This is a genomic window from Kribbella sp. NPDC051137 (genome assembly GCF_040682535.1).
Classification (GTDB): domain Bacteria; phylum Actinomycetota; class Actinomycetes; order Propionibacteriales; family Kribbellaceae; genus Kribbella; species Kribbella karoonensis.
Genome location: NZ_JBFBBI010000003.1, coordinates 1,052,344 through 1,065,694 on the forward strand (window position 1 = coordinate 1,052,344; position 13,351 = coordinate 1,065,694).

The following is a 13,351-nucleotide window of genomic DNA, read 5'->3' on the forward strand; positions in this document are numbered from 1 at the left end:
TGGCCCGCGTGGCCGTGGTGGGAATCCACGGCCACGGAGCCTCCCATGTCCGTAACGTCACCCGGCTGCCCGGTGCCGAGCTGGTCGCCGTCGCCGACCCGCAAGGCGGTGGCGACCTGCCGGACGGCGTCCAGGTGTACGCCGCGCTCGACGAGCTGCTGGCCGCCACCGAGGTCGACGTCGTGGTGATCTGTACGCCGATCCAGACGCACGTCCCGCTGGCGGAGCTGGCGATGCGGGCGGGTGCCGACGTACTGCTGGAGAAACCGCCGACGGCGTCGCTGGACGAGTTCGAGCAGCTCACCGCGGTGGTCGAGGAGACCGGGCGGGCGCTGCAGGTCGGCTTCCAGGCGCAGTCCTCCGAGGCCACGCTGACGCTGGCGAAGCTGATCGCCGACGGAGAGCTCGGCGAGCTCCGCGGGATCAGCGCGACCGGGAAGTGGGTCCGCAAGGCGCGCTACTTCCAGCGCGCCCGCTGGTCCGGGCGACGGCGGCTGGACGGCGTCGACGTCGTCGACGGCGCGGTGACGAACCCGCTCGCGCACGCGACCGCGGCCGCCCTGCTGCTGGACGGGTCGACCGGCGTGGACGACATCCGCTCGATCGAGACCGAGCTGTACCGGGCGAACCCGATCGAGTCGGACGACACGTCCTCGGTCCGGATCACCACCAGCCGCGGTACGCCGATCCTGATCGCGGTCACGCTGTGCGCCACCGAACACCTCGAGGCGTCGGTGATCGTCCACGGGTCGAAGCGGCGCGCGGTGCTCACGTACCAGTCGGACCTGATCGACGGCAGGAAGTACGGCCGCGCGGATCTGCTGGAGAATCTGCTCGCCCATCGGGCGGACCCCGCCGTGCCGCTGTACGTCCCGCTCGAGGCGACCGGCGGCTTCACCCGCGTCGTCGAGGCGGTGCGGACGGCGCCGGACCCGGCCGTCATTCCGCCAGACCTCATCCAGTGGGAGGGCGAAGGCCTGGACCGCCGCCCGATCCTGCAGGACGTGGAGAAGTGGATCGACCGCGCCTCCGACGAACTCGCGCTCTTCTCCGAGCTCGGCGCCCCCTGGGCGACCTGACACCGCCGCGCGGCGACGCGCTGGTCCGGCAAGCAAGGGTAACCTAACTTGCATAGGGTTCGAGTATGAGCGAACCCGTGCTGCAGATTCCGTTCGAGGACGCGTTCCGGTTCGACCCGTCGCCGACCTTCGCCGAGCTCCGGGAGCAGCAGCCGGTCGCGCGGGTGCGGACGCTGGCGGGGGCCGAGGTCTGGCTGGTGACGCGGTACGACGACGTGAAGCTGGTGCTGGCCGACCCGCGGTTCTCGCGGGCCGCGGTGGTGAAGCAGGGCGCGCCGCGGGTGGCGCTGGCCAAGCCGATGCCGAACAGCCTGACCACCACCGACCCGCCGGAACACACCCGGCTCCGGCGATTGGTGGTGCCAACGTTCGCGCACCGGAAGATCGAGCGCACCCGCCCGTGGGTCGCGGAGCTGTCCGCGCGGTTGGCCGAGGACGTCGCGCGGGCCGGTGACGGCGCCGACATCCGGCAACGGGTCGCGTTGCCGCTGCCGATCCAGGTGATCTGCCAGCTGCTCGGCGTACCGTACGAGGACCGCGCCCAGTTCCGGGAGTGGACCGAGCTCGGGTACAGCATGAAGATGGCCGAGAAGGACCTGGTCGAGGACGCGATGACCAACCTGACCGCCTACATCGAGGACCTGGTCACCAAGAAGCTCGCGAACATCGACGGACCGGCCGAGGACCTCCTCGACGAGCTGGTCCGCGCCCGCGAGGAGGGCGACCGGCTCAGTCAGGAAGAACTGATTGCCTTCGGCGTCAATCTGCTGGTCGCCGGGCACGAGACGTCCGCGAACCAGATCTCCAGTTGCGTCGCGACCCTCTTGCGCCGGCCGTCCAATTGGGCGCGGCTGGTGGCGGAGCCGGAACTGGTCCCGGCCGCGATCGAGGAGCTACTGCGGTTCAACAGGTTCAGCGAGGTCGGGCAGCTGCGGGTGGCGCTCGAGGACGTCGAGCTGCACGGCGTACGGATCAAGGCCGGCGACGGCGTGATGGCCGCGCTCAACGCGGCGAACCGGGATCCGCGCGCGTACGACGCGCCCGACGAGCTGCGGCTGGATCGCGCGGACAACAAGCACCTGTCGTTCGGCTTCGGTCCGCACTTCTGCCTCGGCGCGCAGCTCGCCCGGATCGAGCTGCAGGAGTCGCTGCTGGCGCTGGTCCGGCGGTTCCCGCGGCTGAGCCTCGCGAAGCCGGCCGAAGAGCTCGAGTGGCGTCGCGTCCTGGTCAGCGGTCTCGCAGAACTGCCGGTGAACCTCGGAGGTCCACCGGCAGCTGGGTGAATCAGTTCTGCGAGCTGAACACGAGGCCGTGCTCGGTCTCGTACTGCTCGATGAAACGCTTCGCCATCGGCTCGCTGCAGCTGACGGCCCGGGCGAGGTTCGCCGCGGTGCGCTCGTGGCCCTCCGGCCAGTCGGCCAGCATGTTCCACGCCCGCATGCGCTTCTTCTCGAGGTCGGTCGGCTCGGCGGGTTCCTCTTCGACCGGCTCGACGACCTTCGGGGTGGTGATCAGGGCCGGGGGCTGCGAATCCGTCGGGCCGGCGAACGGGGACGGGGGCTTCGGCTTCTCGACCAGCGGCTCCGCCTTGGGTTGCGGGGCGAACGGCTTCAGGCTGCTGCCCGCCGTACCGTTCACGACGTGCTCCGGCTCGCTCTCGTCCTCGACGACGACCGCTTCGGACACGTTCCCGCTGTCCGCGGGGTCCTGGTCGACGATCGCCATCAGCTCACCGGTCCAGGCGTCGTCGTCGCGCAGCCCGACCCCGGTGCCGTCCGCACGCCGTGGCTGCCCGCCCTCGAGCACCCAGACGGCAGCCGGTACGGCGGGCCGCTCCTCGGGCTCCGGCGGCGGCGAGATCGCCTTGGTCAGCTTGTTGGTGATGACCTCGTAGTTGATCCGCTCCTCGAGCATCCCGGCCAGCCGGTCCGGGTCGTACGTCGTCTCGGCGATCTTCGCCAGCCGCTCGTCCTGGTGCTCCGACCGGATGTACTCCGCGACGGTCCCGGCGATCGCCTCGCGACGGCTCCGGTTCCGGATCTGGTGATGCGCGGCCCGCAGGCTTTCGTACAACGTGTAGCCGTGCTCGATCGCCAGCGACCGCGCCAGCCAGGTGACCCGCGGCTCGCGGGCCCACTGGACGACGCCGTACACCGGGCCGGTGTCGCGCATCTGCCCGGCCCGCCGCAGTGCGTCGCGACGCCGGGCCGAGCTGTGGATCAGCCAGAGCACGTACGCGAACGCGGACAGGCCGCCGAAGCCGAAGGCCAGGAACCGCTCCTCCGGGCGCCAGTGCCCGACCACGTTGAACACGACCGCGACCAGTGCCGCGAAGAACGACATCGCGCGGTACGCGTACGCCTGCTCGCCCTTGCGCCGGCGCAGGTCGGCGAGCGCCGCGGTGGCCACACCGCCGAGCTCGAGCACCGCGACCGCGGGCGTGACGAGAATGATCTTGAGCAACGGCGAGAAGCCGTCGCTCGGCCAGGGGATGTGGGTCACGCCGGCCCAGACCTGGCCGACCAGCGCCGCGGCAGCCGCGGTCGCGTAGAAAGCGTAGGCGACTTTGTCCGCACCGGTGAGGGGTACGTTGACCAGTTCGCCAGTACTGGGATTGCTGGTGTTCTCCTGCAAGACGTGCTCTCCTGACCGGTTTGGGCTCTCCGGCAGTTCGTCGGTTGGGTGGTACGGCGGCCCCCATAGCGCGCTGCAAGAGGCTACCGGTTTCCGGCCCCGAACGGGGAGGCGAATCCGGAAACGTCTCGAACCATCCCCGGTCTTGTCCGGGTTCTAACCTGCGAATTCGCACCGCCCTCTAGTCTCGGGTGATGATCCGGACCTTCCGCTCGTTACCCGACCCGACCGCATTGGCCGCCGGCATAGGCCCGCGGTACGGCGTCACGTTCGTCCACTGCGAGCTGCGCCGGACACTCGTCAACGACGTGTACGAGCTGGCGACGGACGACGCGCGCTACGTCCTCAAGCTCTACCAGTACGGCCGGCGTACAGCGAACGAAATCCGTTGGGAGACAGGGCTTTCGGCGCATCTGGCCGCGGCTGGTCTGCGTACTCCGCACGTCGTCGAACTGCTCGACGGCGACACCGTCGGACTGCTGGAGACACCTGAAGGACCGCGCCCGTTCACCCTGCTCGGGTACGTCGAAGGGAGTACGCCGCAACCGCCTTTCAGCGACGAGCTGTACCACGCGTTCGGCCGGCAGGTCGCGAGATTTCACAACGCCGCGGAGAACTACACGTCGCCGTACTTCCGGCCGCCCGCGGAAGACGTCGAGCAAGCGCTCGAACAAATCCTCGCCGTCGACGACGCGGAGGAAAACCTGCTCCGGACTCTGGTGGCCGCAGTACGGAACAACGTCTCGCAGTACTCAACGGCAGGAACCTGCCACGGTGACGTCTCGATGGACAATGTTTTGTTGACGCCACAGGGACTTCTGTTGCTCGATTTCGACCTGGCCGCGCGCGGTTCGCTGGCGCCCGATTTCTGCGGTGTCGCGTCGACGCCGCACTGGGCGGCGTTCAAGGCCGGCTATCGGATCTACCGCCCGATCTCCGCCGAGGACGAGGCCGCGATCCCGTACCTGCAGATCGTCGCGCGGATCCTGAACCTGCGCTTCCATCTGGTCGACAAGCCGCGCTACCGGGGCACCGAGTCACGCGGCGAGGGCTGGGCGGCCGCGGAGTACGAAGGACTGCGCGCGGTTCACAGCGCGTTGCCAGGAAACGTGCAGCGCACCTGAGGACTGGCTGTTCATGCTGAGTGCATGAGGTTCGCGGCGCGGTCGTTGAGTGTGCGGGTCGCGGCGGCGATGGTGGTGCTGGTGGCGGTGGTGAGTATCGCGATCGGCGCATTGACGACCGCCGCGATCAGCTCGTACCTGACCAACCAGCTCGACGACAAGGTCAACGCCGCCCAGGGCCGCGCGGCCGGTGCGTTGTGGCACGGCGGTCCGCCGCCGGACGCACCGCACGGTCAGGACGCCGGCACGGTCACCGTCTACGTCCAGTCGTCCAGGCCGGTCGGCACCGTGATCACCTCGGACGGACAACTCACCGCGCTCTCGGACGACGCGATGAACCTTCTCGCTCAGTCGGCGGTCGACCAGAACAGTACGGTCGACGTCCCGGAGCTCGGCACGTACCGCGTCCGCGCGTCGAACGTCGGCACGGTCACCGTCATCGCGGGCCTGCCCACGAAGGACATCCAGAACACCGTCAACCGCCTGATCGGCTGGGAGGCGCTCTTCGGCGGTATCGGCGTCCTCACCGCGGGCGGTGTCGCGATCTTCGTCGTACGCCGTCAGCTCCGGCCGCTGCGCCAGGTCGCGCAGACCGCCCGGGAGGTGGCCGCCCTACCGCTCGACACCGGCGAGATCGGGGTCACCGCGCGGGTGCCGGACCAGCTCACCGACGAACGGACCGAGGTCGGCCAGGTCGCCGTCGCACTGAACACGCTGCTCGGGCACATGGAGGGGGCGCTCGACGCCCGGCACCGCAGCGAGCAGCAGGTCCGGCAGTTCGTCGCGGACGCGTCGCACGAGCTGCGGACGCCGCTCACCACGATCCACGGCTACGCGCAGCTGAGCCTGCACCAGCAGGATCCGGAGCTGTACACCCATGCGATGGGCAAGGTGATGGTCGAGACCACCCGGATGGCGTCGCTGGTCGAGGACCTGCTGCTGCTCGCCCGCCTCGACGCCGGCCGGCCGCTCGACCGCCGGCCGGTCGACCTGTCCCGGCTCGCCCGGGACTCGGTCGCCGACGCGGAAATAGTTGCCCCCAGCCACCATTGGGAGCTCGCCGTACCACCCGACCCGATCCTCGTGATCGGCGACGAGCAGCGCCTGCACCAGGTCGTCACGAACCTGCTCACGAACGCCCGCCGGCACACGCCCGCGGGTACCACCGTCACAGTGGCCGTCCGGCGTCTCGACCACACCGCCGTACTCACCGTCCACGACGACGGCCCCGGCATTCCGTCCGAGCTGCTCCCGAACGTCTTCCGGCGTTTCACCCGCGCCGACACCGCCCGTACCCGCGCCACCGGCGGCAGCGGCCTCGGTCTCTCCCTCGCCGAGTCCATCGCGCACGCCCACGCAGGCACCTTGACGCTCACGTCCAGGCCCGGCAGTACGACGTTCAGCCTCGCACTACCGGCCTGACCTCCGCTGGATCAGAGCTGAGCGGTCGGGGTGCCCGCGCCGTGCAGGAGAGTGTCGACGACCCGCGTGGCCAGGGTGTCGATGTCGGTCTTCTCGGCGTCGCCGCCCTGGGCGACCTCGTGGAGCAGGGCGTAGTACACCCGACGGACCCAGACGAGGTCGACGTCGTCGCGGAGTACGCCGGCCTGCTGCAGGCGGGCGAAGAGGCGGTCGCAGGAGGCGACGACACCGGCCATGATCTCGTCGCTCTCGCTGCCGTCGGCGGGCGCGCTGTTCATCGAGAAGCCCCAGGACACCTTCACCTGGAGCGCGTTCGCGGTTGCCTGGTAGAGCGCGACGAGTGGCGGCGCGGTGTCGAAGCGGGCGTCGTCGACGGCGCTCGCGAGTTGGCGGGACGCCCAGGTCTTCATTGTGGTGACCAGGGCCTCGCGGGTTGCGAACCGCCGGTGCACGGTCGTCCGGGCGACACCGGCCGCGGCGGCGATCGCCTCCATCGAGGCGGACGGGTTGCGGCTCAGGACGCGCTCGGCCGCTTCCAGGATGGTGCGCACGGTCCGCTCGGCGTCGCTGCGCAGGGGTCGGACGGTCATGCTCAGAGAATACCTGGGTGTCCTCTCTTTCGAGTTAGTTGCTACACAGTTGTAGCAAGTAGTAGCTTTGAAGCGTCACTCAAGATGCAAGAGGAGTTGTCATGGAGCTGCAGTTGAAGGACAAGACGGCGCTCGTCACCGGGGCAAGCCGGGGGATCGGGCTCGCGGTGGTCGAGCAGTTGACGGCCGAGGGCGTGCGGGTGGTCGCGGTCGCGCGGACGGTCACACCTGAGCTGCGCGGCACCGGCTCGTACGTCGTACCGGCGGATCTCGCCGCGGCGGACGGGCCGGAGCGTGCGGTCGCGGCGGCGCTCGCCGAGGTCGGGGAGCTGGATCTGCTGGTCAACAACGTCGGCGGTGGGGACGGCGAGTTGGCCGCCGGGTTCCTGAACCTGGACGACGAGGCGTGGCGGCAGTTGTTCGAGGTGAACTACTTCGCGACCGTACGGACGACCCGGGCGGCGCTGCCGAGCCTGCTGCGGCGGCGTGGGGCGATCGTGAACGTGTCGTCGAACAGCGCCCGCATGCCGTCCAGCGGGCCGGTGCCGTACACGACCGCGAAGGCGGCGCTGACCGCGCTGGGCAAGGCCCTCGCCGAGGAGTTCGGTCCGCAAGGCGTGCGCGTGAACACGGTGTCACCAGGCCCGGTGCGGACCGCGCTGTTGACGGACCCCGCCAAGTACGGCGGCCAGCTCGCACGGACACTGGGCATCTCCCACGAGGACCTGCTCGCGGCGCTGCCCCAGCAGACCGGCATGCTCACGGGCCGCCTGATCGAACCGGCCGAGGTCGCCGCACTCGTCGTACAGCTCTGCTCGCCAGTAACCGCCAGCATCGTCGGCGCCGACTACCTGATCGACGGCGGCATCGTGAAGACGGCTTGAGCTGCGGAACGCCGTACCCGCTCGAGGTACGGCGTTCCGTCGGGCTACTTGGTGCCGAAGGAGTAGACGGTGGTGGACCGGTAGGTCTCGCCGGGGCGGAGGACGGTGGACGGGAAGTTGGGGTGGTTGGGGGAGTCCGGGAAGTGCTGGGTCTCGAACGCGAAGGCGTCGCCCTGGCGGTAGGCCTTCTTGCCGATACCGAGGAACGTGCCGTCGAGGAAGTTGCCGCTGTAGAACTGCACGCCGGGCTGGTCGGTGTGGACCTCGAGGGTGCGGCCGTGCTCGGGCTCCCAGAAGCGGCCCGCGAGCCGCAGGCCTTCCTTGTCCGGCTGGTCGCCGAGCACGAAGTTGTGGTCGTACCCGCGGCCGAACACCAGTTGCTGGTGGTCGCCGCGGAGCCGGGCGCCGATCGCGGTCGGCCGGCTGAAGTCGAACGGCGTACCGGCGACCGGCGCGATCTCGCCGGTCGGGATCAGCGTCGCGTCGACCGGGGTGTACTTCGGGGCGTTCAGTTCGAGGACGTGGTCGTAGATCGTGCCGTTGCCCTCGCCGAGCAGGTTGAAGTAGCAGTGGTTGGTGAGGTTCACGATCGTCGGCTTGCCGGCGACCGTCGCGTGGTAGTCGATCCGCAGGTTGTCGCGGGTGTCCAGCGTGTACGTGACGGTGCTGGTGAGCTCACCGGGGAAGCCCATCTCGCCGTCCGGGCTGACGTAGGTGAACGCGACGCCCACGGACGAGTCGTCCTGGACGACCTTCGCCTTCCAGACCTTCTTGTCGAAGCCGATGGTGCCGCCGTGCAGCGCGTTCTCGCCGTTGTTGACCGGGATCTGGTACGACGTCCCGTCGAGTGTGAACTTGCCCTTGGCGATCCGGTTGCCGTACCGGCCGATGGTGGCGCCGAAGTACGGGCTGAGCTTCGCGTAGTCGGGCAGGTTGTCGAAGCCGAGGCTGATGTTCTCGGTGCGGCCGCGGCGGTCCGGGGTCTCGATCCGCTGCAGGGTCGCGCCCCAGGTCAGCATCGAGATCGTCACCCGGCCGTTCGTGAACGTGTACACGTCCACGCCTTGGCCGTCCGGGGTGGTGCCGAACGGGTCCTTGCGGATCTCGAGCTTGCCGTGGTGTGCGCCCATACCGTGCAACTTATCCGGCGTACCAGTGCGGCCGGCGGTTCGGGTGGCTGCTTCCGCGGTGCTGCTGAGAGCGCCCGCGGCGGCGGCACCGAGGCCCAGTGCGCCGGCGGTCCGGAGGACCTGGCGGCGGGGCAGGTGATCGGGCATCGCAATCCCCTCAATCGTTGTAGAGACTGACCTGGGCACGATAGGACGGCGCCGGATTGTTTGGAACAGTTCGTAACGGTTCGAATTCGTCCGATCTCTTCGGCGTGACCGGATCCGTCCGCCGGCCGCCCCGATCGAGCCTTCTGCGGTACGCCGTTCCGCGCGCATCCTGGTGGGCATGAGCCGAACCGCACTGATCGTGATCGACGTCCAGGAATCGTTCCGGGTCCGCCCGAACTGGCAGCTGGTGAACCACCCCGACATCGCCGACCGGGTGCAGCGCCTGGTGCGCGCCGCCCGCGAGCGGGACGAGCTGGTGGTGTGGGTGCTGCACACCGAACCCGGCACCGGTGGCGCGTTCGACCCGGCCGAGGGGCACGTCCGGCTGATCGACGGACTCGAGCCGTTGCCGGCCGAACCGATTCTGCGGAAAACGTCGCACAACGCCTTCACCACAACGAATCTTCAGCAATTACTGACTCAGGAACGCGTTTCCGAAATCGTTGTCTGCGGTATCCGGACCGAGCAGTGCTGCGAGACCACCGCCCGGGTCGGGTCGGATCTCGGGTACGACGTCGTGTTCGTCACCGAGGCGACCGCGACGATGGCGCTCGCGCACTGGTCGATCCGGGAGCGGGCATCGGTCGAGGAGATCCTCGCCGACCCGCTGACGCTGACCGCGGACCAGGTCGCCGAGCGCACCGAGTACGTCCTGGCCGGCCGGTTCGCCACCGTCCGCACCCTCGACGACCTCACCGGCGTACCCGTGGCATCCTGACCTGATGCGCCCCACCCGCGTGGTCTTCGTACTGGTGCCGCGACTCCACTTGCTCGATCTCGCCGGGCCGGCGCAGGTGTTCACGACCGCGGACGATTTCGGCTACGGGTACGACGTGTCGTACGTGGCGGAGTCCGACGAGGTCGCGACCGCGCAGGGGGTGCCGTTGCGGACCCGGTCCGAGTGGCCGGAGCTCGACCCGCGCGACCTGATCGTCGTACCGGGCTGGCGGTCGCCGCGGCTGTCGCCGGAGCCGCCGATCGGGCCGGACTTCCGGCGCCGGCTGCGGGCCCACCACGCGGCCGGCGGATCGGTCGCGAGCGTCTGCTCGGGCGCCGACGCGCTCGGCTGGGCCGGGCTGCTCGACGGCCGCCGGTTCACCACCCACCACGACCTGACCGACGAGCTGGCCGCCCGGTACCCGCGGGCGACCATCGTCCGGGACGTGCTGTACGTCGAGGACGACCGCGTGATCACGTCCGCCGGTATCGCCAGCGGTATCGACCTCGCGCTGCACCTGGTCGCGGTCGGCCGCGGCGCGGAGGCGGCCGCCCGGGTGGCGCGGGAGATGGTCGTGTACGCCCGGCGGAACGGCGACGAGCTGCAGGAGTCCGCGATGCTCCGGCACCGCGACCACCTGAGCGACCTCGCGCACCGCGTCCAGGACGTGATCGACGCGCGGTACGCCGACAAGCTCCCGCTCGCCGAACTGGCCGGGGACGTCGGCGTCAGCGAACGCACCCTGACCCGGATCTTCACCACCGCGACCGGCCTGACGCCGCTGCGCTACCAGCAACTACTGCGGGTGGAGCGCGCCGAGCACCTGATCGGCCACGGCAGCACGGTCGAGTCGGCAGCCCGATCGGTCGGCTTCGAGGACCCGCGAATGCTCCGCCGGTTACGGTCCCGCGTCTCTGTCTAGACCGGTACAACTTCCCCGGAACAGGCCGTGGAATTCACCCGCAGCTGACCAGCCGCATATGCGGACGCTCTCCGGCGGCGAGTTCGGCACGCACCAGCTCTGCGTTGCCGACAGCAACAGTCCCGTACGGCGCGGCCCGCCGACTCGCCACCCAGTCGATCAGGGCGGTCGGGTGGGCGATGTCGCCGGTGAAGTGCAGGAGATTCAGGTACCAGATGTCACGCCGGGTGGTCTCGTACCAAGCGTCTGTCCCGAGCTCGGCAGTCAGCCGGTCGCTGAAAGAGTCGGCGACCGAGCCGACCGGCTCCGCGCAGGCCATCACGGTTCCCGGGGTGAGCGTGAGTCCCGTGACCCGGAACGTCGCCGGGCCGGACAGCTTGGCGCGGGTGAGGGCCGATCGGTAACGGTCGGCGGTCGGATCGTCGGTAGGGATGTGTTCGCGGCGGGGTTCGAGGGCGCGGACCGTCAGGTGGGCGGAACCGAGCTGACCGGTCTGCCAGTGGTCCGGACCTGCCAACGCGGCCGCCTCGCGGGTGAGTACGTCGAGTGACCGGGCGAGCGCCGTACCGGGATCGGGCCGGAGGACGACCGACAGGGGCCAGCGGCCGCCCTCGCGGGGGACGGGCTCGCGGTGGTGGGTGCCGGCGGCGATCCGCGGGGCCGCGGACGTGAACAGCTGGTCGAACTTTGTGGTCACGATGGTGAAACCTCCTCAGGAGAGGTACGACGCAAGTACTGGACAGCTGGTTGGTGGGTAGATGACTGTGGGTCGCGACCGCTCAGGAGGGGGAGAGGACTCACCGAATGAAGCTCCGCTACGTGTTCAGCAGCATCATGTTGATGGCTCCGCTGGCGATGGTTGCCCCGGCAACCGCCGCACCACAGCCCGCACCACAGGCCCAAGCACCCGACCCGGCAGCCGCCGCGAAGGTGCCGTCGATGCTCCGCGACGCCGCCAAGGCCGCGGCAGCCAAGCAGGCCGGCGTGGCCGCGCGGGCGATGGGTGTCGAGAGCAACGGCCGGGTCGGCGTCCAGGTGTACGCCGCCGCGCCGATCACCGCCGCGCAACAGGCCCAGTTGACCGCGCTCGGCGTCTCCGTCGAGAAGAACGCCGCCGACTTCACGAGCACGATCGACCTGCCGACCACCGGCCTGGTCTCCGCCACCGTCCCGTCCGACAAGCTCGACGCCGTCGCCGCACTCGACTGGGTCAGCGCCCTGCGCCCGGCCCTGCGTCCCGCGGTGGACGCCGGCCCGATCACCGCCGAGGGCGTCCGGTTGCACCAGGCCGACAAGGCCCAGGCACGCGGACTGACCGGCCGCGGCCAGAAGATCGGCGTGATCTCCGGCGACGCCGACCACGTCGCGCAGGCGATCGCCGCGGGTGAGCTGCCCGCGGACACCAAGGTGCTGCAGAGCGCGTCGTACGACAACGACGAGGGCACCGCGATGATGGAGATCATCCACGACCTCGCGCCGGACGCGAAGCTGGCGTTCGCGAGCACCCTGGAGACGAACGCCGATTACTTCCAGGCGTTCCACGTACTGGCGGACGCGGGCGTCACGATGATCGCGGAGGACATCGCGCTGGACGACGAGCCGGTGTTCCAGCAGGGGCTGGGTGCCGCGACCGCCGAGGCGCTCGCCAAGCACGGCATCTGGGTCAGCTCGTCGTCCGGCAACCTCGGCAACCGGCACGCCCCGCGGGTGACCGCGGTCGGCACCGGCAAGGGCCCCGACGGCGTCACCGGCCCGTACACGGGCTGCCCGAAGGATCCCGGCAACGTGGTGAAGCTGCGCGGCGACGACACGACGTACGACCTGAATCTCCTGCCCGGTGCGGGGATCCTGCCGACGCTGCAGTGGAGTGAGCCGCGGGCGATCTACCCGACCGCCGGTCAGGGCGGGTTCACCGACCTGAACCTGTACCTGATGGACAGCACCGGCACCAAGTGCCTCGCGTCCAGCACGAACGTCCAGGCGAACGGCGTCGGCGACACGATCGAGCAGTTCCAGTACTTCAACACGACCGGCACGGCCCAGCGGGCGAAGCTCGTGGTGGACGTCGCGGGTACGTCGACCGCGCGGAAGGCGCCGACCCTCGACCTGCGCTGGCGGGCCCTGTCGGCCGGCGTGCAGACGCTCGACCCGACCGACGCGGCCGGCTCGCTGAACCCGGACTCGAACTACACGATCTTCGCCACCAGCGCGGGGGCCGTGAACTCGAGCGTGTCGACGGACCCGGCGACCGCCCCGGTGGAGCCGTACAGTGCCGCCGGTCCGGTGCAGCTCGTCACCACGACCCGCTGTCCGGGCAACCGGCCCGGTCCGTGCACCGGCGTACCGGGGATCGGCGCGCTGAGCTTCCCGGCACCGAACTGGCTGGCCGCCGACGGTGAGTCGGTCAGCGGCGCGGGCGGCTTCGGCTCCGGCACCTGCCCGACCAGCACCGAGGGCGCCTGCCGCTTCTTCGGTACGTCGGCCTCCGCACCGACCGCCGCGGGTGTCGCCGCACTGACCCGGCAGGAGTTCGGCGGCCGGCTCGCCCCGATCGCCCTGAACGCGCTGCTCGCGGCCAACGCCGTACACCGCGGCGAGCCGGGCTCCGGAGCCGGGGTACTGAACGCGAATTAAGAAGTCG

At 70.1% G+C, this 13,351-nt stretch carries 12 protein-coding genes; 8 read left to right on the forward strand and 4 right to left on the reverse strand.

From position 1 onward, the window contains the following. The first annotated feature begins 8 nt into the window (after positions 1–8). Both AB0M51_RS20210 and AB0M51_RS20215 read left to right on the forward strand, forming a co-directional pair. A complete protein-coding gene (locus AB0M51_RS20210) occupies positions 9–1,079 on the forward strand; it encodes a Gfo/Idh/MocA family oxidoreductase (RefSeq protein WP_344197645.1) in 1,071 nt (356 codons plus the stop codon). Between the two features lie 65 nt (positions 1,080–1,144). Further along, a complete protein-coding gene (locus AB0M51_RS20215) occupies positions 1,145–2,362 on the forward strand; it encodes a cytochrome P450 (protein WP_344197647.1) in 1,218 nt (405 codons plus the stop codon). Position 2,363: 1 nt separating this feature from the next. Here AB0M51_RS20215 and AB0M51_RS20220 read toward each other — a convergent pair whose 3' ends face one another. Then, a complete protein-coding gene (locus tag AB0M51_RS20220) occupies positions 2,364–3,713 on the reverse strand; it encodes a hypothetical protein (protein ID WP_344197650.1) in 1,350 nt (449 codons plus the stop codon). Positions 3,714–3,907: 194 nt separating this feature from the next. Between AB0M51_RS20220 and AB0M51_RS20225 the strand changes: the two genes are divergently transcribed. Together AB0M51_RS20225 and AB0M51_RS20230 are read left to right on the forward strand one after the other, a co-directional pair. Next, the gene (locus AB0M51_RS20225) at positions 3,908–4,837 is read left to right on the forward strand and encodes a phosphotransferase (RefSeq protein WP_344197652.1); all 930 of its coding nucleotides are present in this window, start codon (positions 3,908–3,910) and stop codon (positions 4,835–4,837) included. Between the two features lie 24 nt (positions 4,838–4,861). Then, positions 4,862–6,259: a HAMP domain-containing sensor histidine kinase gene (locus AB0M51_RS20230; RefSeq protein WP_344197654.1), complete on the forward strand. Its 1,398-nt coding sequence runs from the start codon at positions 4,862–4,864 to the stop codon at positions 6,257–6,259. A gap of 11 nt (positions 6,260–6,270) precedes the next feature. On the opposite strand, the gene AB0M51_RS20235 is transcribed toward AB0M51_RS20230, so the two are convergent. Then, positions 6,271–6,849 (reverse strand): TetR family transcriptional regulator, encoded by a 579-nt coding sequence (locus AB0M51_RS20235; RefSeq protein ID WP_344197656.1) that lies wholly within the window; start codon positions 6,847–6,849, stop codon positions 6,271–6,273. A gap of 101 nt (positions 6,850–6,950) precedes the next feature. Between AB0M51_RS20235 and AB0M51_RS20240 the strand changes: the two genes are divergently transcribed. Then, entirely contained in the window at positions 6,951–7,733 is a 783-nt protein-coding gene (locus AB0M51_RS20240) for an SDR family NAD(P)-dependent oxidoreductase (protein WP_344197658.1), read from the forward strand. Between the two features lie 44 nt (positions 7,734–7,777). On the opposite strand, the gene AB0M51_RS20245 is transcribed toward AB0M51_RS20240, so the two are convergent. Then, entirely contained in the window at positions 7,778–9,010 is a 1,233-nt protein-coding gene (locus AB0M51_RS20245) for an aldose epimerase family protein (protein WP_344197660.1), read from the reverse strand. A 178-nt stretch (positions 9,011–9,188) separates the two neighbouring features. Between AB0M51_RS20245 and AB0M51_RS20250 the strand changes: the two genes are divergently transcribed. Both AB0M51_RS20250 and AB0M51_RS20255 read left to right on the forward strand, forming a co-directional pair. Continuing rightward, the gene (locus tag AB0M51_RS20250) at positions 9,189–9,788 is read left to right on the forward strand and encodes an isochorismatase family protein (RefSeq protein ID WP_344197662.1); all 600 of its coding nucleotides are present in this window, start codon (positions 9,189–9,191) and stop codon (positions 9,786–9,788) included. 4 nt (positions 9,789–9,792) lie between these two features. Further along, positions 9,793–10,710 carry a DJ-1/PfpI family protein gene (locus AB0M51_RS20255; protein ID WP_344197664.1) on the forward strand — a complete coding sequence of 306 codons (918 nt, stop codon included), beginning with the start codon at positions 9,793–9,795 and terminating at the stop codon, positions 10,708–10,710. Between the two features lie 34 nt (positions 10,711–10,744). On the opposite strand, the gene AB0M51_RS20260 is transcribed toward AB0M51_RS20255, so the two are convergent. Beyond that, positions 10,745–11,407 carry a hypothetical protein gene (locus AB0M51_RS20260; RefSeq protein ID WP_344197666.1) on the reverse strand — a complete coding sequence of 221 codons (663 nt, stop codon included), beginning with the start codon at positions 11,405–11,407 and terminating at the stop codon, positions 10,745–10,747. 107 nt (positions 11,408–11,514) lie between these two features. Here AB0M51_RS20260 and AB0M51_RS20265 point away from each other — a divergent pair, with 107 nt between their 5' ends. Next, the gene (locus tag AB0M51_RS20265) at positions 11,515–13,344 is read left to right on the forward strand and encodes a S8 family serine peptidase (RefSeq protein ID WP_344197668.1); all 1,830 of its coding nucleotides are present in this window, start codon (positions 11,515–11,517) and stop codon (positions 13,342–13,344) included. Positions 13,345–13,351 lie beyond the last annotated feature (7 nt).